Source organism: Paenibacillus sp. Mc5Re-14 (assembly GCF_001049835.1).
GTDB classification, from domain to species: domain Bacteria; phylum Bacillota; class Bacilli; order Paenibacillales; family Paenibacillaceae; genus Paenibacillus; species Paenibacillus polymyxa_C.
Genome location: NZ_CVPD01000001.1, coordinates 2,060,515 through 2,086,395 on the forward strand (window position 1 = coordinate 2,060,515; position 25,881 = coordinate 2,086,395).

Annotated in this window: 18 protein-coding genes, 3 rRNA genes and 1 riboswitch; of the genes, 4 read left to right on the forward strand and 17 right to left on the reverse strand. The window is 48.2% G+C overall.

All coding sequences use genetic code 11. The features are described 5' to 3' along the window. Positions 1–13: 13 nt before the first annotated feature. The 3 genes from BN1546_RS09375 to BN1546_RS09385 all read right to left on the reverse strand — a co-directional run bounded on the left by BN1546_RS09375 (position 14) and on the right by BN1546_RS09385 (position 3,882). Positions 14–940: an ABC transporter ATP-binding protein gene (locus BN1546_RS09375; protein ID WP_090737251.1), complete on the reverse strand. Its 927-nt coding sequence runs from the start codon at positions 938–940 to the stop codon at positions 14–16. Beyond that, a complete protein-coding gene (locus BN1546_RS09380) occupies positions 918–1,949 on the reverse strand; it encodes an ABC transporter ATP-binding protein (RefSeq protein WP_064962201.1) in 1,032 nt (343 codons plus the stop codon). The genes BN1546_RS09375 and BN1546_RS09380 overlap by 23 nt, the downstream gene beginning before the upstream one ends. Before the next feature lie 328 nt (positions 1,950–2,277). Beyond that, a complete protein-coding gene (locus tag BN1546_RS09385) occupies positions 2,278–3,882 on the reverse strand; it encodes a DUF6359 domain-containing protein (protein ID WP_090737253.1) in 1,605 nt (534 codons plus the stop codon). Between the two features lie 214 nt (positions 3,883–4,096). After that, a riboswitch (glycine riboswitch) is annotated at positions 4,097–4,211 on the forward strand. Positions 4,212–4,422: 211 nt separating this feature from the next. Between BN1546_RS09385 and sdaAB the strand changes: the two genes are divergently transcribed. Both sdaAB and sdaAA read left to right on the forward strand, forming a co-directional pair. Then, entirely contained in the window at positions 4,423–5,112 is a 690-nt protein-coding gene (sdaAB, locus tag BN1546_RS09390) for an L-serine ammonia-lyase, iron-sulfur-dependent subunit beta (protein WP_058831360.1), read from the forward strand. Beyond that, positions 5,102–6,001, forward strand: coding sequence for an L-serine ammonia-lyase, iron-sulfur-dependent, subunit alpha (gene sdaAA, locus BN1546_RS09395; RefSeq protein ID WP_090737254.1), 900 nt, complete (start codon positions 5,102–5,104; stop codon positions 5,999–6,001). The genes sdaAB and sdaAA overlap by 11 nt, the downstream gene beginning before the upstream one ends. A 111-nt stretch (positions 6,002–6,112) precedes the next feature. Here sdaAA and BN1546_RS09400 read toward each other — a convergent pair whose 3' ends face one another. The 6 genes from BN1546_RS09400 to BN1546_RS09425 all read right to left on the reverse strand — a co-directional run bounded on the left by BN1546_RS09400 (position 6,113) and on the right by BN1546_RS09425 (position 12,749). Continuing rightward, positions 6,113–8,449 (reverse strand): Ig-like domain-containing protein, encoded by a 2,337-nt coding sequence (locus BN1546_RS09400; RefSeq protein WP_090737256.1) that lies wholly within the window; start codon positions 8,447–8,449, stop codon positions 6,113–6,115. A 139-nt stretch (positions 8,450–8,588) separates the two neighbouring features. Then, positions 8,589–9,749, reverse strand: coding sequence for a serine hydrolase domain-containing protein (locus tag BN1546_RS09405; RefSeq protein ID WP_025675772.1), 1,161 nt, complete (start codon positions 9,747–9,749; stop codon positions 8,589–8,591). A 163-nt stretch (positions 9,750–9,912) separates the two neighbouring features. Further along, positions 9,913–10,374 carry a pyridoxamine 5'-phosphate oxidase family protein gene (locus BN1546_RS09410; protein WP_025675771.1) on the reverse strand — a complete coding sequence of 154 codons (462 nt, stop codon included), beginning with the start codon at positions 10,372–10,374 and terminating at the stop codon, positions 9,913–9,915. 71 nt (positions 10,375–10,445) lie between these two features. After that, on the reverse strand, positions 10,446–10,670 hold the full coding sequence (locus BN1546_RS09415; RefSeq protein ID WP_016818874.1) for a non-oxidative hydroxyarylic acid decarboxylases subunit D: 225 nt from the start codon (positions 10,668–10,670) through the stop codon (positions 10,446–10,448). 41 nt (positions 10,671–10,711) lie between these two features. After that, positions 10,712–12,130: a non-oxidative hydroxyarylic acid decarboxylases subunit C gene (locus tag BN1546_RS09420; RefSeq protein ID WP_090737258.1), complete on the reverse strand. Its 1,419-nt coding sequence runs from the start codon at positions 12,128–12,130 to the stop codon at positions 10,712–10,714. A 28-nt stretch (positions 12,131–12,158) separates the two neighbouring features. After that, positions 12,159–12,749 (reverse strand): flavin prenyltransferase UbiX, encoded by a 591-nt coding sequence (locus tag BN1546_RS09425; RefSeq protein ID WP_013369033.1) that lies wholly within the window; start codon positions 12,747–12,749, stop codon positions 12,159–12,161. Between the two features lie 161 nt (positions 12,750–12,910). Between BN1546_RS09425 and BN1546_RS09430 the strand changes: the two genes are divergently transcribed. Then, positions 12,911–13,816: a LysR family transcriptional regulator gene (locus BN1546_RS09430; protein WP_016818877.1), complete on the forward strand. Its 906-nt coding sequence runs from the start codon at positions 12,911–12,913 to the stop codon at positions 13,814–13,816. A 72-nt stretch (positions 13,817–13,888) separates the two neighbouring features. On the opposite strand, the gene BN1546_RS09435 is transcribed toward BN1546_RS09430, so the two are convergent. The 5 genes from BN1546_RS09435 to BN1546_RS09455 all read right to left on the reverse strand — a co-directional run bounded on the left by BN1546_RS09435 (position 13,889) and on the right by BN1546_RS09455 (position 20,075). Then, a complete protein-coding gene (locus BN1546_RS09435) occupies positions 13,889–15,073 on the reverse strand; it encodes a response regulator (protein ID WP_013369031.1) in 1,185 nt (394 codons plus the stop codon). After that, entirely contained in the window at positions 15,054–16,850 is a 1,797-nt protein-coding gene (locus BN1546_RS09440; protein ID WP_025675766.1) for a sensor histidine kinase, read from the reverse strand. Before BN1546_RS09440 ends, BN1546_RS09435 begins: the two co-directional genes overlap by 20 nt. Before the next feature lie 30 nt (positions 16,851–16,880). Further along, the gene (locus BN1546_RS09445; protein ID WP_090737260.1) at positions 16,881–17,705 is read right to left on the reverse strand and encodes a carbohydrate ABC transporter permease; all 825 of its coding nucleotides are present in this window, start codon (positions 17,703–17,705) and stop codon (positions 16,881–16,883) included. A gap of 14 nt (positions 17,706–17,719) precedes the next feature. Then, entirely contained in the window at positions 17,720–18,610 is an 891-nt protein-coding gene (locus BN1546_RS09450) for a carbohydrate ABC transporter permease (RefSeq protein WP_090737262.1), read from the reverse strand. A gap of 133 nt (positions 18,611–18,743) precedes the next feature. Next, positions 18,744–20,075 (reverse strand): extracellular solute-binding protein, encoded by a 1,332-nt coding sequence (locus BN1546_RS09455; RefSeq protein ID WP_090737264.1) that lies wholly within the window; start codon positions 20,073–20,075, stop codon positions 18,744–18,746. A gap of 294 nt (positions 20,076–20,369) precedes the next feature. Here BN1546_RS09455 and BN1546_RS27275 point away from each other — a divergent pair, with 294 nt between their 5' ends. Further along, positions 20,370–20,528: a hypothetical protein gene (locus tag BN1546_RS27275; protein WP_013369026.1), complete on the forward strand. Its 159-nt coding sequence runs from the start codon at positions 20,370–20,372 to the stop codon at positions 20,526–20,528. Positions 20,529–20,704: 176 nt separating this feature from the next. Here the strand turns inward: BN1546_RS27275 and rrf are convergent. The 3 genes from rrf to BN1546_RS09470 form a co-directional block, all read right to left on the reverse strand. Next, positions 20,705–20,821, reverse strand: a 5S ribosomal RNA gene (gene rrf / locus BN1546_RS09460). 78 nt (positions 20,822–20,899) lie between these two features. Then, positions 20,900–23,828, reverse strand: a 23S ribosomal RNA gene (locus BN1546_RS09465). Between the two features lie 217 nt (positions 23,829–24,045). Then, positions 24,046–25,599: ribosomal RNA gene (locus tag BN1546_RS09470) — 16S ribosomal RNA — on the reverse strand. The 16S, 23S and 5S rRNA genes sit together here, the layout of an rRNA operon. Between the last annotated feature and the right edge of the window lie 282 nt (positions 25,600–25,881).

Sequence of the window (25,881 nt, forward strand, 5' to 3'; positions counted from 1 at the left end):
ATCCTGTCCCCCCTTATGGTAGCGCGACTTGATGGGATGAACTTACTGACTTTAGTGCAAACGGCTTTCCACTCGGGTCTAGATGTTTGGGCAGCTCTGACTTGTAAGAGGATAAAAGCTTTTGCCTTTTTTGAGCATTTTCCAGCCGTTTCGCAGGATCGATACTGGGAATGGTGGCAATAAGCCGTTGGGTATACAAATGCTGTGGACGCTCATAAATATCTTGCTCGCTCCCCTGTTCCACTAAGCGACCTCGGTACATGATGCCGATTTGGTCGCACATATGGCGGATAATCCCCAGGTCATGACTAATGAACAAATACGTCAATTTGAACTCCCGCTGCACATCCTTCATAAAATTAAGCACCTGTGCCTGCACAGAAACGTCAAGCGCTGATACGGGCTCATCTGCAATAATCAGTTTTGGGTTTAATGTCAGCGCACGCGCAATCCCGATCCTTTGCCGCTGTCCCCCGGAAAATTCATGCGGATATTTGTAGGCCGCATCAGCGTTCAAGCCAACCTTTTCCAGCAGCATCTGTACTTTCCGCCGTTCTTCCTCATTACTCAGCCTTTCAAAGTTTCGCAGTGGTTCAGCAATGACATCCAATACGCGCTTGCGCGGGTTAAGCGAAGAATAGGGGTCCTGAAAAATCATCTGAATGTCTCTACGCAGCGGATGGCGGTTATTACGACTCAGAGCCGTAAGATCCTTGCCATTAAAAAGAATCTGTCCGCTCGTCAGCTTATTCAGGCCGATAATCGTTCTTCCTGTCGTCGTCTTTCCACAGCCGGATTCTCCTACTAGCCCGTATGTTTGGCCTGCCTCTATGCTGATCGACACGCCATCCACTGCTTTTACCTGATCAACGACACGCTGGAAAAAACCGCCGCGCACCGGATAATGAACCTTTAAATCATTTAGCTCTAGTAGTGCCATGAGCAGCCTCTCCCTTTGTCTCATCTTCAAAATGAAAATGCTGGTAACATGTACAGCGGACCCAATGGCCGGGAGAAATTTCACTTAATCGGGGATGGTCTTCATGCATTCTCTGCTGAATCCAAGGAATACGCGAAGCAAAGCGACAGCTATTGCGAGGAATATCTTGCAAGGAGGGAACAATACCACCGATGACATGCAGCGGTTCTCCCTTGGTATGCGATCCCGGCATGGAGGCTAGCAAGGAACGCGTATACGGATGCTGCGGATGCCGAAATAATTCAAAAACATCTGCGCTTTCCACGATTTCTCCGGCATACATGACCACCACACGGTCGGCTACTTCGGCCACAACGCCAAGATCGTGCGTAATCAGAATAATTCCGCTTCCGGTCTCCTGTTGAAGCTGTTTGAGCAAGTCAAGAATTTGCGATTGAATGGTTACATCGAGCGCAGTCGTCGGCTCATCTGCAATAATAAGAGAGGGTCGGCAAGCTATGGCAATCGCGATCATCACACGCTGGCGCATCCCTCCTGAAAGTTCATGCGGATACTGTTCATACACACGTACGGGGTTGGGTATATCCACGCTTTCCAGTAGCTCCAGTACACGTTCCCTTTTTTGCTTCGTAGATAGGGACGTATGATAATCGAGATTTTCCTCGATCTGCTTACCAATGCACATTAACGGGTTAAGTGCTGTCAGCGGGTCCTGAAAGATCATGCCAATGCCCGCTCCGCGGATTTTATTCATTTGCCCTGAGGAGAGACGGATCAGATCCGTGCCTTTAAAAAGAACCTTTCCTTCGACACGTGTTCGCTCCATGTCATGCAGTTGTGGGATCGAAAGCGCCAGCGCGCTTTTGCCACAACCGGATTCTCCGACCACAGCCAGCACTTCATTGGGATTGACCGTCAGATCCAGATGGTCGACTGCGGGGTGATATTGATCCTTGATGCGAAAAGATACGGATAATCCCTTAATCTCCAACACGGGTTTGATATTCAATGCGCGCTTCCTCCATTCTCCATGGTCTTGTCCCGCTTATTCTCACCATGTTTGATGTTTAAAACCTCTCATGAACATTACATACCGTTTTTGTCGGAATAATTTGAATACATCCTATCACCAGTATATGGATATATCAATTAAGATTATGCTATCAACATCATTTAAAAAATCAATGATCCAGCAGTAGCGCGACTTTCCTGGCACAAAATGTAATCAAATAACCAACCACAGGTTAATTTTCATCACAAAAAAGCCGTTTGATCCCCTACAGAGGATCAAACGGCTAACTAGCACCCAACCACTCACACTGAATTCTTTACGTTTATTACGAAGCCGCTCCATAGGAGCCCGACTTGAACGTTTTTGGATCGTACCATTTGTAGCCTGCTGCTGGAGCAGACCAAGGCTCGGGTTGCGGTTCTGTGGAAGCCGCAGGCTCCTCAAACGGCAGAAGCTTCGTCGGTTGATCCAGCGTTAAACCTGCCACATCGGATAATTTGGTGTAGTCCTGCTTCCACGCAAGCCATTGGACCGTTTGCACCAGGAAGGTGGCATCGTCCACTTCCTTGAAACCATCATATGTCTTTTTCGACTGTCCGTTTTCTTCACGCGCATATTTCGGTGTAGCATCTTCTACAGGGGATGAATCACCGATAAATGCTGCCTTGCCTTGACCCACCTTGGAGATCGCAGCATAAGGCCCTTCCGCACGGCCTCCACCGTTATAGACACCTTGGTCTACAGCATTACCCCATTTTTTCGTACCTGTAGGGATATAGGCAATTCCTTTGGCTTTGGTAGGATCAATAATAGCCAGCGTAGATCCCGCATGCATGGCAATCGAGCGTACACCCTTGGTAATGCCAAAGGATTGATCTGCGGTTACAATGTCCGTAGCATTCACGTCGCCAAGCGCATTATAACGGAAACGAACACCAAAGTTGGTTGCCAGCCAATCGGAGCTAGTTAACCCCTGCATCGCCGGTGATGCTGCTTCTTCTGTAGTCATCCCTTTGGCCGGATTAGTATAGGCTCCACGACGGTAGCCATTCATAACCTCAGAGGAATCCCAACGGTTTTTGTTACGGTCCGCATTATAGTGGTCGGAGATGAAGAAGACACTTCCCCCGTTATTCACATATTGCAGCAGGGCAGCCTGCTCGGATGCCTTAAAGGCAACATTCGCCTCACCGATGATGAACACATCATATTGGCGCAGCTTATCATAGGTTATGGCCTGTTCTCCATAAGTAAAAGGAATGGGACGGTTCAGTTGGTCCACTGTAAAACCTACATTACGCAATCCATTGGCAAAGTCGGAGAAGGCGCCTTCAATAACCCAATCTGCTGCCCCAGCCGTCTGTGCGTGCGTATTATCGAACAGCACCTTTTTGCCTTTGCCATCCGGCAGTGTAGTACCGGGTTGACCCGGATTTCCAGGTTCAGGTTCGCCAGGTTCACCTGGTTCCCCCGGCTCGCTTCCGTTCACCAGTTCAACAGTGCTTGGACTTTTCACTCCACCAAAATTATTGTAGGCGCCAAGTGTACCCGTCACACGGATTTTGCTGCCAATCAGCTCAGGATGGCCTGTTAGCCCAAATTGCCCTCTGTACGCTGATGTCAGCTGTACATCCAATAGATTAGACGTGCTTCGTTCATTGGCCTGGTCGGCAATCAGTACGTTAAAATCATTCGCAAACGGAGAAGAAAAATTAGCCGTTTTCGATCCGGTAGCATGTCCGACGATGTAACCTTCCACCGTCACTGTGCCTCCACTGCCTTGGCGCTGGAGTGCCTCGGCTACTGTCAGTGCTCCCTCCGCTTTGACCTGACCGAATGGAACGAAGATCCCGATCAGCAGCGATACGATCGCTGCCAGATGCAGCACCCCTTTCAAACGTGAACCTGTGAACCGCAAGCCTTTTACCATACGTCAATATCCCTCCTATAATTCCATAAATGTAATTGTCCTCTATCAGATTAGCTATCAATCTTCTAATTCCTTCCTGATTTCATCCATAATTATGTAAATTTTATTCTTATTTATCGGAAACTCACTTGTTTATGTAAAAATTGAACCCTGCGATTGACACCGAGCACAGCATACATTACGCTAAGAAAGATATGTAGAACGGTATACGCGAATGAAGATGACGGGAGAGTCTGTCCAGGGGCTTACACGCTGGCGGCACCGAAGGAGCAAGACGCCAACACCCGGCTGGCGGATAATCTCTCAGGTCCATGTATCGTCATCTGACGCAACTCTGGAGAGAGCGCAAGCCACCCAAGGGGTAAGGCGGTAAGGACACCGCACGAAACTCTCAGGTAACGAGGACAGAGATAAGGGAAACTTCCTTATCCTGTCCTTTTTTGCGCTCACATTGTACGTCAGCATTAGGAACCGTCATAGCCGCGCAAAAACGCGGAAATACCATATACTATGGTACTAGAACATACAGGGGGCCACACCATGCGTTTCAAAGATGTATTTTCCATTATCGGTCCGGCCATGACCGGACCTTCCAGTTCACACACTGCAGGCGCGGTGCGGCTTGCACGCGTTGCCCGTCACTGGCTCGGGACGCAGCCTGACCGTGCCCGCATGACACTGTACGGCTCCTTCGCCGACACATACAAAGGACACGGTACAGACCTGGCGCTCATCGCAGGACTGCTCAATTACGATACAGACGACCACCGAATTCCAGATGCCGAGCAATGGGCGGAGCAGGCCGGTATGGCCGTAGAATTTGCCGTAAGCGGACTACCCGCCCCCCATCCGAACACCGTCCGTTTTGAGCTGTGGAAGGGTGAGGATCAGCGTACACTGCTGGGTTCCTCCATCGGCGGTGGCAGCATCCATGTCCAGCAGCTCAACGAATTCCGAGTCAACCTGACCGGAGAGCTGTCTACGTTGGTGCTTCTTCACTCGGATAAGCCCGGTACATTAGGTGCAGTGACTTCAGCGCTCGGCGCTGCTGACATTAACATTGCCTATATGCACGTGGATCGCAAAGGTCGGGATGGAGAAGCACTTACCGCCATCGAAACGGACAGTCCTCCTACGGCTGAATTAATCGCAAACCTACGATCCTTACCACATATGTACGAAATTAAAATGATTAATTTGAAAAAAGGAGCTGAATCTGATGCGATTTAGCCATCTGCATGAAATCAGCGCTATATGCGCTGAGGAATCCACCACGATTGGCCGCCTGATGATTCAAGAGCAGGTACAAGAGACGAATTCAACGGAAGAAGAAATCTTCCGCCAAATGTCTGATTATTATGAAGTCATGAAAGAGGCTGTTCATCGCGGTCAGACGCAAGACACCGTATCCCGCAGTGGATTAACGGGCGGCGACGGCAAGCGCTTAGCCGAATATCTGCGGACTGGGGAAACCTGCTCCGGCGATGCCTCCGCGCTCGCCATGGCTTATGCGCTCTCCGTGTCGGAGGTTAATGCGTCCATGGGGCGCATTGTCGCCACGCCCACTGCAGGTTCATGCGGAGTCATCCCCGGTGTGTTCATTAGTGCGCAGGAGCGGTTCGGCTGGGATGATGAGCATATGGTGCACGGCTTGTTCGCAGCCGGAGCCATTGGCTACGTCATCGCCAACAATTCCTTCATTTCCGGCGCGGAGGGAGGCTGTCAGGCTGAAATTGGTTCAGCCATCGGGATGGCCGCTGGCGCTATGGTCGAGCTACGCGGTGGCACACCTGAGCAGGCCGTTCACGCCGTAGGCCTAGCGCTCAAGAACACGCTCGGTCTGATATGCGACCCCGTCGCCGGACTCGTCGAGATTCCGTGTATCGTGCGCAACGGGCTGGGAGCCGTGACTGCGCTAGCCGCAGCGGATATGGCTTTGGCGGGTGTGCGCAGCGCCATTCCGTCTGACGAAGTCATTGACGTGATGCTTGAAGTCGGCAGCGCAATGCCGTCAAAGCACCGCGAGACCGCCAAAGGCGGCTTGGCCCAGACACCGACCGGCAAGCGTTTGACCGAATCCCTTACTCGCAACACATCGGTCAAAAAGGATAAGCCATAATTGGGGTAATCTCCTCTGTTTTAAGAAGCGAGTACGTCCCTTAAAAATAAAAGAGCAAGCATGCCGTCCCTAGACGTATGCTTGCTCTTTTTCTTTTCAGTCGGTTACAGATTACTGAACGGTTACCTGTACCTTCGTCATTTTACCAGCATATTTTACTGTAATTACAGCTTTTCCCTTACCCTGTGCTTTAATGTTACCGTCTTTGACGGTCGCAACGATAATTCTGGATGAGGACCAGACAGCCGGCTTGGAAACATCCTTCTCCGACTCATCCTTATACGTGGCTGTAGCCGTAACCTTAGCCAGCTGCCCTGCCTTCAAAGTCAAGGCGACTTCGTCCGTTTGCAGATATTTAAGCGTATCAACATCAACAGGCACGCTGATCACCTTACCGCCGAACTTCGCCTGAATGTTAGCTTTACCGTAGCTGATCGCGGTAACCTGACCTTTTTTGACGGTGGCTACCCTGTAGTTGGACGTTTTCCATTCAGCTTGGGTTGTAACATCCTTTTCTTTACCATCACTGGATTTAACCACAATCGCAATCGTTTTTTGATCCCCGGATTTCAGTGATAACGTAATGGCATCCGCTTCAATCTTTTGTGCTACGTCTACTTCTACCGTAAATGTAATGGTTTGCTTGCCATATGAAGCAGTGATCGTTGCCTTACCGCTAGCATTAGCTTTGATCAAACCTTCGCTAACTTCAACTACTTTTACATTGCTAGTAGTCCAAGTGGCGTCCTTGGTTACGTCTGTTTTTGTACCGCCACTCTTAACGCCTGTTACTTTCAGTTGCTTCGTTTCCTGAGCACCGAGTGCAATTACGCGCGAGTCTGTTTCCAAACGGTCTACAAGGCCCACTTGTACGTTTATCGTCAGTTTTTTGCCGTTATAGGTTGCTGTAATAACCGCTTTACCGGCCGCTTTACCCGTAATCGTTCCCTTGGACACAGAAGCAATATCTTCCGCACTTGAAGTCCATTCTGCATCCTTTGTAACATCTTCCTTACGCCCGTCCGCATAAGTAGCCGTCAGAGTCGCAGTATAGTCCTCATTAATATCTATCGTTGCCGTTTTAGAGGACAAAGATAGATCACCAGGTACGTTTACGGATACGGTAGCTGTGGCTGTTTTGCCGCCATAAGAAGCTGTGATCGTTGCCTCACCTGTTTTATAACCTGTGACTTCTCCCCCGCTGACAAAAGCGATATCTTCATTACTGGACTTCCACTCTGCTTTACTTGTGATATCTTCTTCCGTCCCTGTTACATAGGTTGCGGTCAGCTTGAGCTTTTTGGATTCCTTAGCATTCAAGCTAAGCTTGTCCTCGCTTAAATCCAGAAATCTAGAGGTTTCAACATCTGTCTTGATCGAAACCGTCTTATCTCCGTACTTAGCGGTCACTGTAGCCGACCCCGCTCCAATGGCCATAATCGTTCCTTTATTCACTGTTGCAATTTTTTCATCGCTTGATGTCCAAGCAGCTTTATCTGTGATATCTGTTACCGTACCATCCGGGTACACAGCAGATACCTGTATTTTTTTTGATTCATCCAAACGGAGAAAAATATTGGTTTCGCTGGCTTTCAGCTTATTCGTCTGATCCACATCCACCGCAATCGTAGCGGACATCGTGCCATATTTACCTGTGATTGTCGCCTTCCCTGTGCTATAGCCGGTAATAGTGCCTTTCAGAACATCTGCCACGGCTGTATTGCTGGAGCTCCACTCGGCAGACTCTGTAACATCCTGAGTCGATCCATCCGGGAACGTGGCTGTCAATTTAACCTTCTCCGTATCTTTTAACAAAAGAGAAACCTCTGATGTACTGGCATCCAGCCGTTTAACCTGCTCTACCTGTACAGCAATCGTTACGGTCTGTTGTCCATATACAGCCTTAATATTAGCTGAACCTGCTCCCTGAGCAGTAACTAATCCGTTGACTACAGTCGCTACCTTCTGATTATCCGAAGTCCAGGTCGCATCACCTGAAACCTGAGCTGTTGTATTATCACTGTAAGTCGCTGTCAGATCAATCTGTCCTGTGCCGCTTGAACGCAGGCTCAGGCTTTGTACACTGGATGTCAGCGCCTTAACCTTTTTCGTTACATGTACCTGAACTGATTGTACCTTCTCCTTATAGGTCGCAATCACGGTCGCTTCCCCTTCAGCTTTGGCTGAAACCGTACCGTTATACACCGTAGCGATAGCTGTATTATCACTTTTCCAATCCGTGCTTACGGTTACATTCGAAGTTGTCCCATCGCTAAAAACGGCCGTAGCCGTCAATGCAGCTGTATCCCCCTGTTGCAAAGTTACCTCGTTAGACGAAAGGACAATCTTGGAAAGCACTGCTTCTGCTGCAGATGCAAACCCTGCATATGATGTAAAACTTGAAATCAGGATGACCAACGCCAGAAAACCGGACCATCTATTCTTCAAAATCTAATTCCCTCCCATTTCAAAGCTAAAAATTAAGGATTTCGCAAAATCCCTACACCTACGTTTTATGTCGTCATATGGAAAAGAATAGTTTAGACTTTAGAGAAAATTTGGTCCTTATTAACTAGAATCGGTACTTTTACAGACAGCTGTAAGCTGCTGCACGAATTCTTAAATGGTGGTACTCTTCCATATTGGGATCAAGCTGATGCATATAAACGACGGAGAACTGTTCGCTCGGATCTATAGAAACCCAGGTGCCTGCCATTCCCGTCCAGCCAAATTCTCCAATCGAGCTGTTTGCATGCCCAGCCGCTTTATCCATTAACGTGCGTACACCCAGTCCATAGCCATAACCTGTATGGTATGAATTGGTGAAATCCGATAGTTGAGCTGTATTCAGATGATTTGTACGCATTAAATCAATGGTTTTTCTCCCCAATAAGTTCACACCGTTTACCGTGCCGCCATTTGACATCATTTGTGAAAATGTGAGGTAATCTTTGACTGTCGAATATAAACCTGCGCCTCCACCTTCATATATAGCATCTGGCTGATGATATTCATCCAGGAAACCCTCAATTTTTTCAAGTTTTCCGGCGTCTGTCCGTTGATACATGGAAGCCATCCGCGATTCAATATCTCCACGATAACGGTAACCTGTATTGTTCATTCCAAGCGGATCAAAGATTTCATCCTTCAAAAATTGCCCTAATGATTTACCTGAAATGACTTCAATAAGACCAGCAACAAGATCATGGCCATATCCGTATAACCATCGTGTTCCTGGTTCAAATGCAAGCGGAACTTCAGAAAGCGCTTTAATTTCTGTGCGCAGGTCATATTTCCCCTGCTTCTCCTTTAATGCTGTAATGACCTTATGCATAGCTTTTCCTGTTTCTGAAAACTCAGAAGCATACGGAATTCCTGCACTCATATTGAATATATGCTTAATCAAAATAGGGTTATCCGCCTTATCAATGTAGGTGTGTCCGTTAGGAGCAGTTTTGAATACATACGAATTACGATACTCAGGTAAATATTCATACAAAGGCTCATTCAATAAAAATTGTCCGCGTTCGTATAGCATAAGTGCAGCCGCACATACAACGACCTTTGTCATAGAAAACAAGCGATACACGGTATCTTCAGTAATCGGTTTCCGAGTTTCCACATCAGCATATCCATGATACCCTTCATACAACACTTGACCATTTTGTGCAATGGCACAACCACACCCTGCCGGCCCATTTGCTAAGAATCGTTGCAATAGCTGATCTACCTTGTCAAAACGAGACATTTTCATCCCTCCTATTTTCCTTCAAAAGAAACAAGCTTCCCCTCACGCTCTAATTCCTGTTCCAACAAGCTCAACCTGACTCCTTGTAAGCGCTTATTCCCTTGCATCTATTTTAACGGTAAACTTGGTAATTACAAAGATGATTTGTCATAATCAGATAGCTTTATACCAACAACTCTGCCACCGTCTCTTTCCAGCGATTGATCACCGATTCCGGCTCCTTGAGGCGAATTGTGACACCTGTCAAGATATCCGCATATTGAGCCGAATCTTCTCTGGCTGCAAAAACATGGGCCGCAAATCGCTCACGTACATGCTTGGCTCCGGGTAAAGCAGGCAGATGTTTCAGCGACAACCGCACATAATGCGCCTTTCCCCCGGTGAACACCGCAAGCGTTGCCTTCCCAGTACGGATCATGTTGCCTGTCGTGGTCGTACCCGGCCATAGGGCCAGACGCAAATTCCCCTCGTCCAGCGCTACAACCTCGCCCACACTAATCATCGCTATGTGCGGCCACTGATCTTCTGTAACCGTCAACAGCATCATTGCTTCTTGTTGCTTGTGCTCCAACTCCTTGCCGTTCAGCAGCGTGAACAGCTCCTTATCGATCCTTGGCGTCTGCATGAAGTATAATCCCCTTTACATTTGGCCTATAACTTCAAAATACCATAATTTACGGCTACTTACGAACGACCCTATATCCGCTCTGGAATAGGAGGAACATGAGCAGCATCCGGAATATCTTGGGGGTTTACCTTGAACGCCGATTTATACTTTGCTGGATCAGTAATGCTATCCGGTTCTGAGGTTCGCCATGTGAACAGGCATACAGGGCACAACAAAACCTCCCAGGCACCTTTAACCGGCGAATGGGAAACGACTTCTGAACGATTGGACTCACAACGGGGACAAATATGCATCTGTCAGCACTCCTTTAATCTTTCTTTGTTTTTAAAAATATTTAGCGAAGCATTTGACTCAACTTTTTCTCCCATTCCGCTACACCCAGCGGGGAATCGAGCGGCTGCGAGTAATGGCCTCTAATATCCGGTGCTACAGGTGTCGTCGCATCCAGTATCATTTTGTGCGTCATACCTGCCGGATCAGAGCCGGGGTCAAGCGGTAAAATAGACAAGCCAGGAACAATGACAGCATCATGCTTTGGATGAAGCTTGGTGGATAAAGCCCACATGACTTGCGGCAGATTGAACGGATCGACCTTCTCATCCACCACAATCACCAGCTTGCAATACCCCAATCCATGCGGAGTCGTTAACGCACGCATTCCCACAGCCTTCGCAAAGCCGCCATACCGGGTTTTCGTGGAAATAATAGCGACCAGCCCATGCGTATACATGGCATTAACAGCTACGATTTCATTAGGAAAAGCATCCTTAAGCTGCTGAAACAACGGTACACTTGTATTCACACCGATCATATAATCCGTTTCCGTCCAAGGCATCCCGATGTACAGATGCTCAAAGATAGGCTGTTTGCGGTGATATACACGATTAATCTGAATGACTGGCATCGCGCGACCGCCGGAATAGTGACCTGTGAATTCACCGAATGGACCTTCATACTCACGTTCACCTGCTAACACTTCGCCTTCCAAAATGACCTCGGCTCCCCAAGGCAGATCCAGGTCTGCATCCTTCGCTTTGACCACACGATAAGGCTCACCCTGAATGGCGCCCGCCATCTCATATTCGGATTGATCGTACAGCAGCGGCGTAGAAGCAGCCGTTGTAATCACAGGCTCACATCCGAGGGCAATAGCCACCTTCAGATTTTCGCCACGCTCCTCAGCCTGACGGATATGGATCGCAATATCATGCTGTGGTACAGGCTGGATGCCCAAACGGTTCTTGCCTTTCACCTGCATCCGGTATAAGCCGACATTTTGCTTACCGTAGGTGTCCGGGTCATCCAGATCGCGTGAAATTAGAATTGCTTTATCCAAATAAAACCCTCCGTCCCCCTGATTCAAACGAAACAACGGCAAAATATCAAACAAATTAATATTCTCCGTAATCTCGACTTCATGAAAAGGAGCGGCGTCTTCCCGCTTCACGGGCACCGGAAATTGTTCATAGCGTCTGGCAAATTCAAAAAACTGCTCCTTGAGCGGCGTATTTTTGGGCATTCCCATCATGAGGGCATGATTGGGCCAGGAGCCCATCACATTCATTGCAATACGAGCATCCGTATATCCATAGATGTTGTTGAAAAAGAGAGCAGGCGTCTTATCTCCAAGATTGTTTAATGCTCTGTTAGCTGCTGCGAGGTCCGGCTCCGGCTTTACCTCATCGCTGATCGTGAGTAATTGTCCCTCCTTTTCCAAGGTGTGTAGAAAATCGCGAAAGTCTTTATAAGCCATCATTCATTCTCCTTCGTCTTTCGATTTCTCAATTCTGGTGCAGCCTGGAGTCATTCTGCTTCATCCCATCCCAGCGTTTGGCTGCGGTTGTGACAATACCGAACTGATCCAATGCGCGAAAAACAATATGATCCACTAATTCCTCGATACTTGCAGGATGATTATAAAAGGCAGGCATCGGCGGCAGGATCATCACGCCCATACGTGACAGCTCCAGCATATTTTCCAGATGGATACTGCTTAATGGTGTTTCTCTGGTCATGAGCAGCAGCTTCTTTCGCTCCTTCAGTATCACATCCGCTGATCGGGTAAGCAGGTTGTCCGCCATACCGATACGAATAGAGGCAAGAGTCTTCATACTGCAAGGAGCGACGACCATACCATCTACCCGGAAGGAGCCGCTAGAAATACGTGCGGCCTGATCCTTATACGAGTAGACTGCATCCGCCATTGCCTCCACTTCCTTCACCGTGTAGCCTGTCTCATAGGGAATGTTGGCAATAGCCCACGGGGATAGCACCAGATGGCTTTGGACTCCAGCCTCCCGTAATTGTTGCAATATACGGATACCAAAGATTGACCCTGTCGCTCCCGATATTCCTACAATGATTTTCTTCATATGTCCCCTCCTTCCACCCCATCGTTTTATGTTCACCCATGCATTACTGTCAAAAATTATACGCCCGTTCCCTGCACACGAAAAATATATATAATATATGTAATGCATACTTTAAAAGTATTCAAATCGGAGCGTTGTTTAGAAATGAGGAGGAATCCCCAATGGACTTGAAGCATCTGCATTACTTTTGCGTCATCGTGGAGGAAGGGCAAATCACCAAGGCCGCCAGAACGCTCAACATGGCCCAACCTCCACTGAGTCAACAACTCAAAAATATGGAGGACGAGCTTGGTGTAAAGCTGATTTACCGTGAAGGAAAGAAGTGGGAAGTTACCGAGGCCGGATATACACTGTATACACGCGCCAAACGATTATTGGCTGAAATGGAGGACACCTGTAGAGAAATTGGGGAGTTTGAAAACAGAGTAACCGGCACACTTGCCATAGGCACGTCATCCGCCTGTATGTCTCTGATTACTGAACAACTCAGTCACTTTCATCAGGTTTATCCAGAGGTATACGTTAAAATAGGACACGGAGACACACATCATCTGGAAGAGCTGCTGCATCAAAATAAAGTCGATCTGGCCCTGCTGCTGCTTCCGGTAGACGACAAATCGTACCATACGATTGAACTGGAGGGCGTTTCTTTTGTTGCGGTTCTTCCGTGTGAATGGGCAGATCGCCATCCCAGTGGGGAAATTACATTACAGGAAGCTGCCAGCTATGACCTCTTGTTGGGACGCCGAACAGAAGGACACGGACTATACGAAACCGTCATCCGCAAATTTCAGGAACACCATCTTATTCCGCGCGTCGTATTGGACTGTCCAGAAATATCGACCATTCTCTCGCTCGTTTCCACAGGCATGGGAATTACCATTATTCCAGACGCTGGCTTGGGACAAGAATACGGGGACAGATTTCGCACACTCTCCATTAAGGAGCCATTCCCCTTCACACAGCCTGCCGTCGTATGGCGCAAGGATCGTTATTTATCCAATGCAGCTCGCAAATTTGTTGAACTGCTACAAGCTGGAGACACGAAAAAGACTGTTCCCGAGTAGATGCTCTACCGCTCTACTCCTGAAACAGTCTGATGCTGGATGAACTTCCTTCATTCGGTCGTTGATACCAACTTATTTAACTCCTTGATGCCGATACTCGGTCGGAGTCATTCCACATTTGCGCCGAAACACCTGTGTAAAATGCCTCATATCTTGATAGCCGATCCGCTCGGAAATATCAGCCAGCCGCAGATGAGGATCATTTAGTAGCCGCTTCGCCTCTTCCATACGCAAGGAAATGACGTAATCCTTATACCCTTGTCCCGTCTTTTGCTTGAATAGCTGGCTGAAATATACTGGATTTAAAAATACGATTGAGGCCACTTTTTCCAGTGACAGCTCCTCTGTAAAGTGAGCCCGAATATACTGCAATGCTACATCAACTGTATGCATGCCCTTGCGGAGACATTCTCCTGTATCCGCTGCTGCGGCTGCAATCTCCTCTGGCGTTCGTCTTAGTCGCGCCACCTCTTCAGGTATGGATGAGAAATTGTGATGGACACCTGAACGTGTAATTTGCAGAGGCACTCTGACATAACGCTTTAAATGGGATTCAAGCAACATCTCTAACCGTGCAGCCTCTGCTTCATCCCTTAGCCTTGCAATCCCCAGCAGACTATGGCGGTCTAGACTGACGACAAAACCGCTGCCTCCAGCCTCAATGAGCTCAGACAGTACATTTTCAATCATAAAATGCTCCAAATGTGTCTGCTTGTGATCAGGTTCCATGCGAACCATAAAAAGATGGAATTCTGGATAATTCTCGACGAAAGGCTGTATATCCAGCTTCCCCGTATCCAATCCGAGTGCATAACGTTGGAAAACAGCTTCACGTAAATAAACCATATTGGATTTAAGAAGCCTGCCCTCGTTCGCCTGTTGCGAGGCCACGAGCGCTTCGGCTGCTAACATTTCAATGCATTCCAGTAGCTTCTTTTTGCCGATTGGCTTTAACAGGTAGTCTTTGGCACCCAGCTTTACTGCTCTTTGCGCATATTGGAAGTCGGAATGGGCCGAAATGACAACCCACTGCAGATGAGGATGCTTTCGCTTGGAAATACGCATGAACTCCAGACCATCCATACCGGGCATCAGGATATCAGTCAATACAATATCCACAGGATGCTCCGCCAGAATGCCTGCTGCTTCCTCGGTGGAAGCAGCGAGATGAATGCCGCAGGTTGGTAGAGCTTGGCCAATAGTGCGCCGAATCCCCTGTCGAATCATATTTTCATCGTCAGCTATCAGAATATTCATGTTTCTCCTCCTTCTGTGGCAGAGGCACACTTACAGTGACTGTCGTTCCGGCCCCTGGTGTGCTGGAGATCCGTAGGCCGTACTCTTCTCCGAACATGTGCCGTAGCCGTAAATTTAGGTTTTGCAGGCCGATGCCTCCCGCCTGCCCGCTGCCCGCCTGTTTGCCGGGTTCTGCCAAAGCGACCTGGACCACCTCCCATCGTTCATATTCCATCCCTACACCATTGTCTATGATATGCAGACTCAATACACCGCCATACTCCTCCGCTCTGACGAGCAGTTTGCCACCTGTATCTGCATGAAGAGGCTCCAGCCCGTGTTTCACCGCATTTTCAATTAACGGCTGTAAGGTCATTTTGGGCAAACGGATATCCAGCCATTGTTCCTCAATGTTGACGTCAACAGATACCCTGCCCTCCAGCCGAGCTTGGATAATGGTGAGGTAGTGGCCGACTTGCTCTACTTCTTCTCGAAGACTTACATCGGCTCCCTCTTCCCAGTGACTGCTGTAACGGAACATATGGGATAAGGAGAGAACCACCTCACCGAGCTGATCCTGTCCCTTTTCATCCAGCATCCAATAGATCATATCCAGCGTATTGTACAGAAAATGTGGATTAACCTGCGTCTGTAGAGCGTGCAGCTCCGCATTTTTTTCGCTGACCGATGATATACGCACTAACTCAATCAGTTCTGCAATCTGTCTTACCATATGGTTGAAAGAAGTGGCCAACTGGTTGATTTCTTCATAGGATTCGATGTTTACCGTGTGACGAAAATTGCCTGTCTCTACCCGTTTCATTTCCCGAATAACTCGTTTGAGCGGATGGGAGATGCTCCTAGAGACGATGGACGCAATTAGCGCTGACACCATAATGAGTATAGGTGCCACGATAAATAAGTATCTTTGATTTTGCGCCAGTTCCACGTTCAGATCCTCACTGGGTGTCACACTAATCACCGACCAATCGGCAAACGGAAGTTTGGAAGCGATTACAACTTTCTCATTATTCCGATCTACAATTACATCCTCCTCCGGGACCTGTTGCTGTAGATTTCGCAAATCTGGTGGCGGATCAGAAGAAGTAGCCGATACAATTCGATTTTCATGGCCCAACAGATATACCTGACTATTAGTGCTCAGCCGCAAATTGTGGAGAGCGGACAATACTGAACGTGGTTCAGCCTCAAACAGAACAATACCAATCGGCTTGTGTTCATCCAGATCATAGAGCTGCCGTCCGAATGCAAACACAGGTCTGGTTTCCACTTGGTCGATGACAGAGTGAGGATAAACACCCAACCATGCAATTTTGCCCGCCGATCTTCGAATTTCCCTGTACCATTCCGTATGCTCGTAATGAGTATCAATGACATTCATATAATTGCCATAATTGTATACCTTGCCTGTGTCTGTGATGACATGAATGCCGATTAGATCCTCCCGCGAATAGTAAATGGCTCCAAGGATATTCGTAATCGTACGTTCATTGATGTAATTGACAGCAGGTAAATCACTATGATCTGTCGTCAACAGACGAACCAAATCCATATTGTTGCTGATCGACTTGGAAAGACTGTTATAGCTGTCGAGCAGCAATTCGAACAGTCCTGCTGTCTGAGATACATTTTTACGTGCAAGCTCGCTGATCTTATCATGGAACTGCACTGTAGTACGGTTGTAAAATAATAGACTGACCGCCAGCACAATGCTGGACATGCTCAATAGGAACAGAACAAACAAGCGGTATTGAATGGATTGAAAACGGCGCATCATACCTCCGTGCGCTCCTTTCGCATCGGCCGCCTATCCTTTAACCGCTCCTGCAACCATGCCCTTGGTGATTTTTTCGGACAGGACAAAATAAATAATAATGACCGGTAAGGCTCCCATAACTAGAAAAGCACCAATATTGCCGTAGTTCACAGAATACTGGCTGACAAACGTATAAACGCCGAAAGGGAGAGTTTTTAGCTTTTCGGACGAGATAAAGGTGGCAGCCATAATGTATTCATTCCAGATATTAATGAAAGTTAAAATACACACTGTCATGATAGGCGGAATCGAGATGGGTAAGATTACACTGCGGAAGATACGATAAATGCTCGCTCCGTCAATGTAGGCGGATTCTTCAATTTCGTGGGGAATGGACCGCATAAAGCCGGATAGGATGAAGACCGCAATCGGTGTCTGAAAAGCAATGTAGGGTAAAATCAGCGAGAAATACGTATTCAGAATATGGACGTTTTTAAACATCACCATCAGCGGTAGCAGTGTAGCTTGCATGGGGATCATCATCCCGACCAAAAACAACGTCAGTACAACAGCCCCGAAACGCCAGCGAAAACGTGTAATTGCATAAGCAGTCATCGAGCTTAATACAATGACGAATATCATCGTAACCCCAGTCACCAGCACACTGTTTCCTAAATAACGCAAGTAGCTCCCTGATTCATAGGCTTCCTGATAGTTGTGCCACTGGGGCACTTGAGGGAGTGCAAAGAAGCTTGAACTTAATATCTCTTCATTCGTCTTCAACGAATAGGTCAACAACCAAAAGAGTGGATACAGCTGCGTGACCACTAAGACAGCCAACAGGGAGAAGACTCCCGTTTTTTTCAAGGCGTTCAACAGTCCCATCTCCTTTAGCTTACCTTATTTTCGATCCGTTTGAAAACAAAATTTATCACAATTGTAAATGACAAGCAGATTACTACGAGAAACGAAGCCAATGCACTGCCATACCCGTTTTTCATAGATAAAAAGGACATATTGTACATATACGTGGATACTGTATCCGTCGCATGGGCCGGTCCTCCACCCGTCATCACCCAGATCAAATCAAACGATTGCAAGGACCCGATAAAGGCTAATACAATAGATATTTTGAAAATAGGCACAATGAGTGGCAACGTAATGTAACGGTCTGCTTTGAATCCTTCTGCCCCATCAATTTTAGCTGCTTCATACAGCTCATTGGGTATATTTTGTACACCGGTAAACTGGATAAGCAAATGGTAGCCAAAATATTGCCACAACGATACAAAATATAGAGCATACATCGCTATCTGCGGTTCCGTCAGCCAAGAGCGTGTCCAGCTTTCCAGCCCGACCGCCATCAAAATACCGTTCAGCATCCCACCCATCGAGGCCGGATTATAGATCGTTTTCCACAACTGCCCGATAATGACCACCGATAGAATGACCGGCAGAAAATACATCGTTACCAATGTATTTGCCTTACGCACATAACGATTGAGTAAAATCGCCAGCAGCAGACAGAGTGGAATTTCCAGCATGGAAAATACAGCGAACATCATCGTCCGCTTCACGGACGGCCAGAACACTGGATCGGCTGTAAAAATTCGTTTGAAATTAGCTAGCCCCACAAACTTCGCCTCTGCAATTCCGTTCCAATCTAGCAACCCGCAATACACAGATACCAGAATCGGAACAAATACCATACAGGTATACAGCAACAGGCAGGGCAGCACGAAAACGGCAATCGTGCGTGCCGGCACCTTCAGTACATTCATGCTCTAATCTCCTTTGTGTTGATTCGGAGTATCTTCTGGGGATGCTTAACCATATGTGATTCCGAATCAGGGAAGGGTACTTTCGCTCCCTCCCCTAGAGTCCGCTACTTCAGGATTTTTGCAAAATCCTCACTTATTTATTGGCTTCAAAAGTGTTCTGGTGTTCCTTCGCAACTTGCGCAGAGTCTTCTTGTTGCACAAACAGGTTTTGAATGCTACTTAGATGCGCCTGCGCAATAGCCGGATTCATCGTATTATCAAAAGCGAGGTCTCCTCCTTTTACATTTTTGAACAGCTCATTGAGACTAATGGCTAATTCGGAATAACCAGCTTCCTTCAGATCGCCTTTCATTTTCTGACCACTGCCAATTGCATTTTTCAGATCAAACTGAATCTTGGGCATCTCTGTAATAAAATAGTGCAGAAAGTCCTTCGTCTCCTGTAAATGTTCACTATTCGCAGATACCGCAAACGCGCTACCTGGCGCGATGACATACTCATTTACATTCCCTTTGCCATTCACCGTAGGGAACTGAAACGCTCCGACCTTACCCGCTACCGGGGAAGCATCAATAGAACCTGTTTCCCAAGTGCCCATGATATACATCGCAGCTTTTCCTGTTTTAAAAATATTACCGCCTGCATTATAGTCAATAGATGTGGCTCCATCCGGGAAAGCCCCAGCCTGCACCAATTCCTGGAACGCATCCACAGCTTCCACAAAAGCCGGGTCGTTAAACGTCTTTTTGCCATCCAGCACATCATTGAGGAAGTTTGGTCCTTCATTCGTACGCAACAGAATATTCATAAAAAGGAGGGAACCGGTCCATGAATCCTTTTCCCCAATAGCAATTGGAGTAATTCCCTTCGCTTTTAGTGTCTTGACCGTCGTAATCAGCTCATCAAAGGTAGTCGGCAACTTTTGAATTCCCGCTTGCTCGAACAGCTCTTTGTTGTAAAAGACCACTTCTATATTGTTACCATCCGGAAAAGCATAAAGCTTATCATCGAAGCTATAGTAATTAAGAAGACCATCCTGAAACGTATCTTTTAACCCCTCTTTATCAGCTACATCATTTAATGGTGCCAATAGCCCGGCATCTACGAATGGCTTCATCTGTGCAGCCGGATTTACAATCGTAATATCCGGTACTTCCTTCGCTGCTGCTTGTGTTTTTAGCTTGAGCTTTTGCTGATCTGTATTTAACGAATCCAATTCAATTTTGACATGAGGATGATCCTGCTCGTATTGACTTACAATCTGCTTAATCATTTTGTACGAAGGGGTGCTCGGATCAGGATTGATGTTTTGAAAAGTAATCGTCACATCCTTCGTTACATTGCCTCCACCCTTTTCCCCTGAATTTCCCGGACCTACGCTCTGTCCGTTATTACAAGCTGCCAGCGTCAATGCCAAGGCGCCCGCCGCCACAACAGCAAACGCTTTCATCTTTATTCTGCTCATGTTCCTATTCCTCCTCTGGTTGAAGCATTGCGCAATTTATCCTCCTAGTCGGTGGACACTCAATGCCCGCTTGTTCTTTTCATTATGTTCCATAGAAAAGACGTGAACAATGCGTGAACTTAAGGAGAAGGGTTTGTTTTTTTAAGCCCTCATTTGCGTGCTTCAAAATTCATTCATATCATAACTTGCAATTTATCTAGAAGACAGGCATAATATGAATAAGATCATAGTTTGATAATGATTATCATTATTAAATAATAAATACACATAGACTTTAAAGGAGGCAGGACCGCAGTGAAAGAAGCTTTTAGTAAAACCTCCCTGCATATCGATGATTATTTGGATCTTCTCAATCTTGCCGTACAAGTCGGAGATACAAAGTGGCAAAAGGAAATTACCCGTAAACTTCAAGCCTTAAGTGCCCTCCAGGCAGAACAGGTTGAAATAGATTAACATCGCCCAGTGCTGGATGTCAGTTGAAACAGCACGTCAGGCAGCACTATACAAGGACAACCAGAATATTGTAGTGCTTTTAACCAAAGGCATGTCATGAGCCCTTCATGTGAACGATAAAATGAATCGGATATACAAAAAGAACACAGCCATTAAGGCTGTGCTCTTTTTTTTGTGCTTGGCAACGTCCTACTCTCCCAGGACCCTGCGGTCCAAGTACCATCGGCGCTGGAGGGCTTAACGGTCGTGTTCGGGATGGGTACGTGTGGAACCCCTCCGCTATCGCCACCAAACATGAATTTGCCTCGCAAATTCTAACTTCAAGGTTACACCCTGAAAACTGGATCCGAAACTTCCTTGCGTCTTATCTTTAGGATAAGCCCTCGACCGATTAGTATTGGTCAGCTCCATGCATTACTGCACTTCCACCCCCAACCTATCTACCTCGTCGTCTTCAAGGGGTCTTACGAATTGGGAAATCTCATCTTGAGGGGGGCTTCACGCTTAGATGCTTTCAGCGCTTATCCCTTCCGTACATAGCTACCCAGCGGTGCTCCTGGCGGAACAACTGGTACACCAGCGGTACGTCCATCCCGGTCCTCTCGTACTAAGGACAGCTCCTCTCAAATTTCCTACGCCCACGACAGATAGGGACCGAACTGTCTCACGACGTTCTGAACCCAGCTCGCGTACCGCTTTAATGGGCGAACAGCCCAACCCTTGGGACCTACTTCAGCCCCAGGATGCGATGAGCCGACATCGAGGTGCCAAACCTCCCCGTCGATGTGGACTCTTGGGGGAGATAAGCCTGTTATCCCCAGGGTAGCTTTTATCCGTTGAGCGATGGCCCTTCCATGCGGTACCACCGGATCACTAAGCCCGACTTTCGTCCCTGCTCGACTTGTAGGTCTCGCAGTCAAGCTCCCTTCTGCCTTTGCACTCTTCGAATGATTTCCAACCATTCTGAGGGAACCTTGGGGCGCCTCCGTTACTCTTTAGGAGGCGACCGCCCCAGTCAAACTGCCCACCTGACACTGTCCTCGCACCGGATCACGGTACCAAGTTAGAACCTAGATACGATCAGGGTGGTATCCCAAGGATGCCTCCCTTCAAGCTGGCGCTCAAAGTTCTACGGCTCCCACCTATCCTGTACAGATCGTACCCAAATTCAATATCAAGCTGCAGTAAAGCTCCATGGGGTCTTTCCGTCTTGTCGCGGGTAACCTGCATCTTCACAGGTATTAAAATTTCACCGGATCTCTCGTTGAGACAGCGCCCAAGTCGTTACGCCATTCGTGCGGGTCAGAATTTACCTGACAAGGAATTTCGCTACCTTAGGACCGTTATAGTTACGGCCGCCGTTTACTGGGGCTTCGGTTCATAGCTTCGCCCCGAAGAGCTTACCACTCCCCTTAACCTTCCAGCACCGGGCAGGCGTCAGCCCGTATACTTCGCCTTGCGGCTTCGCACAGACCTGTGTTTTTGCTAAACAGTCGCTTGGGCCTTTTCACTGCGGCCCCCTCGGGCTATTCACCCTACCGAGGCACCCCTTCTCCCGAAGTTACGGGGTCATTTTGCCGAGTTCCTTAACGAGAGTTCTTCCGCGCGCCTTAGAATTCTCTTCTCGCCTACCTGTGTCGGTTTGCGGTACGGGCACCTTCTCCTGGCTAGAGGCTTTTCTTGGCAGTCTGAGATCATGACCTTCGCTACTACAATTTTCGCTCCCCATCACAGCCCAGCCTTAACGATGTGCGGATTTGCCTACACATCAGCCTCACTGCTTAGACGGACATCCATCAGTCCGCGTCACTACCCTACTGCGTCACCCCATCGCTCATAGCGGATTACGGTGGTACAGGAATTTCTACCTGTTGTCCTTCGACTACGCCTATCGGCCTCGCCTTAGGTCCCGACTTACCCTGAGCGGACGAACCTTCCTCAGGAACCCTTAGGCTTTCGGCGGATCTGATTCTCACAGATCTTTTCGTTACTCATACCGGCATTCTCACTTGAATGCAGTCCAGCGCTCCTTCCGGTACACCTTCAACCCGCATTCAACGCTCCCCTACCCCTGATGCAAAGCATCAAGCCATAGCTTCGGTGGTGTGTTTAGCCCCGTTACATTTTCGGCGCAGAGTCACTCGACCAGTGAGCTATTACGCACTCTTTCAATGGTGGCTGCTTCTAAGCCAACATCCTGGTTGTCTGTGCAACTCCACATCCTTTCCCACTTAACACACACTTGGGGACCTTAGCTGATGGTCTGGGCTGTTTCCCTTTCGACAATGGATCTTAGCACTCACTGTCTGACTCCCGGAACTAAATCCATGGCATTCGGAGTTTGACTGAGCTTGGTAACCCTTGCGGGCCCCGCACCCAATCAGTGCTCTACCTCCACGATTCTTCTTTCCGAGGCTAGCCCTAAAGCTATTTCGGGGAGAACCAGCTATCTCCGGGTTCGATTGGAATTTCTCCGCTACCCCCACCTCATCCCCGCATTTTTCAACATGCGTGGGTTCGGGCCTCCAGTGCGTGTTACCGCACCTTCACCCTGGACAGGGGTAGATCACCCGGTTTCGGGTCTACGTCCACGTACTCATTCGCCCTATTCAGACTCGCTTTCGCTGCGGCTTCAGCTCTTCACCTTAACCTTGCACGGGAACGTAACTCGCCGGTTCATTCTACAAAAGGCACGCCATCACCCCTAAAATGGGCTCTGACTTCTTGTAAGCACACGGTTTCAGGATCTATTTCACTCCCCTTCCGGGGTGCTTTTCACCTTTCCCTCACGGTACTGCTTCACTATCGGTCGCCAGGGAGTATTTAGCCTTGGCAGATGGTCCTGCCGGATTCATACGGGGTTTCACGTGCCCCGCACTACTCGGGATCCGTCTCGGAGGGAACAAGTTTTGAACTACAGGGCTTTTACCTTCTCTGGCGGGCCTTTCCAGACCTCTTCATCTAACCGGTTCCTTTGTAACTCCATGTGAGACGTCCCACAACCCCAAGGAGCAAGCTCCTTGGTTTGGGCTAATCCGCGTTCGCTCGCCGCTACTGACGGAATCACTATTGTTTTCTCTTCCTCAGGGTACTTAGATGTTTCAGTTCCCCTGGTCTGCCTCTCACTCACCTATGAATTCAGTGAGTAGTGACTGTCGATGAAGACAGCCGGGTTTCCCCATTCGGACATCCCCGGATCAAAGCTTGCTTACAGCTCCCCGAGGCTTTATCGTTGTTCGCCACGTCCTTCGTCGGCTCCTGGCGCCTAGGCATCCTCCGTGTGCTCTTTGTAGCTTAACCTAGTATCTACATTGTAAATACAATATGCTACCTTTATTTCACTTGTTTACACAAGATCAGCTTAAAGGAATATTCTAAAACGCAATTTCGTTTCGGTATCCAGTTTTCAAGGTGCAATTTGAGAGTTTGAACTCTCAAAACTGAGCAACGAGTGAGTAAGTTTGAAGCTTATGCTTCATATTTGAATGTTTCCATTGCAGGAAACGATTCTCCATAGAAAGGAGGTGATCCAGCCGCACCTTCCGATACGGCTACCTTGTTACGACTTCACCCCAATCATCTACCCCACCTTCGGCGGCTGGCTCCTTGCGGTTACCTCACCGACTTCGGGTGTTGTAAACTCTCGTGGTGTGACGGGCGGTGTGTACAAGACCCGGGAACGTATTCACCGCGGCATGCTGATCCGCGATTACTAGCAATTCCGACTTCATGTAGGCGAGTTGCAGCCTACAATCCGAACTGAGACCGGCTTTTCTAGGATTGGCTCCACCTCGCGGCTTCGCTTCCCGTTGTACCGGCCATTGTAGTACGTGTGTAGCCCAGGTCATAAGGGGCATGATGATTTGACGTCATCCCCACCTTCCTCCGGTTTGTCACCGGCAGTCTGCTTAGAGTGCCCAGCTTGACCTGCTGGCAACTAAGCATAAGGGTTGCGCTCGTTGCGGGACTTAACCCAACATCTCACGACACGAGCTGACGACAACCATGCACCACCTGTCTCCTCTGTCCCGAAGGAAAGGCCTATCTCTAGACCGGTCAGAGGGATGTCAAGACCTGGTAAGGTTCTTCGCGTTGCTTCGAATTAAACCACATACTCCACTGCTTGTGCGGGTCCCCGTCAATTCCTTTGAGTTTCAGTCTTGCGACCGTACTCCCCAGGCGGAATGCTTAATGTGTTAACTTCGGCACCAAGGGTATCGAAACCCCTAACACCTAGCATTCATCGTTTACGGCGTGGACTACCAGGGTATCTAATCCTGTTTGCTCCCCACGCTTTCGCGCCTCAGCGTCAGTTACAGCCCAGAGAGTCGCCTTCGCCACTGGTGTTCCTCCACATCTCTACGCATTTCACCGCTACACGTGGAATTCCACTCTCCTCTTCTGCACTCAAGCTCTCCAGTTTCCAGTGCGACCCGAAGTTGAGCCTCGGGATTAAACACCAGACTTAAAGAGCCGCCTGCGCGCGCTTTACGCCCAATAATTCCGGACAACGCTTGCCCCCTACGTATTACCGCGGCTGCTGGCACGTAGTTAGCCGGGGCTTTCTTCTCAGGTACCGTCACTCTTGTAGCAGTTACTCTACAAGACGTTCTTCCCTGGCAACAGAGCTTTACGATCCGAAAACCTTCATCACTCACGCGGCGTTGCTCCGTCAGGCTTTCGCCCATTGCGGAAGATTCCCTACTGCTGCCTCCCGTAGGAGTCTGGGCCGTGTCTCAGTCCCAGTGTGGCCGATCACCCTCTCAGGTCGGCTACGCATCGTCGCCTTGGTAGGCCATTACCCCACCAACTAGCTAATGCGCCGCAGGCCCATCCACAAGTGACAGATTGCTCCGTCTTTCCTCCTTCTCCCATGCAGGAAAAGGATGTATCGGGTATTAGCTACCGTTTCCGGTAGTTATCCCTGTCTTGTGGGCAGGTTGCCTACGTGTTACTCACCCGTCCGCCGCTAGGTTATTTAGAAGCAAGCTTCTAAATAACCCCGCTCGACTTGCATGTATTAGGCACGCCGCCAGCGTTCGTCCTGAGCCAGGATCAAACTCTCCATTAAAGACCAACCGAAGTTGGTTTATAGAAAGAGCGATTAGCTCATTTTGAAACTGACGAGATAAAATATCTCATTGTTGATTTTGCGAACAAAATCAATTTACTCACTCGTTGTTCAGTTTTCAAAGATCAAATTCTTTTTCGCTGCGTTTTTCAGCAGCTATAAGATCATATCATGTTCGTCCCAAAAATGCAAGAGTTATTTTTTCTCTTCTTTTCGAAGATTGTTTCGCCCTAGTTATTCTTTTTCGAAACGGCTGTTTTGTTGTCAGCTCAAATAATATAC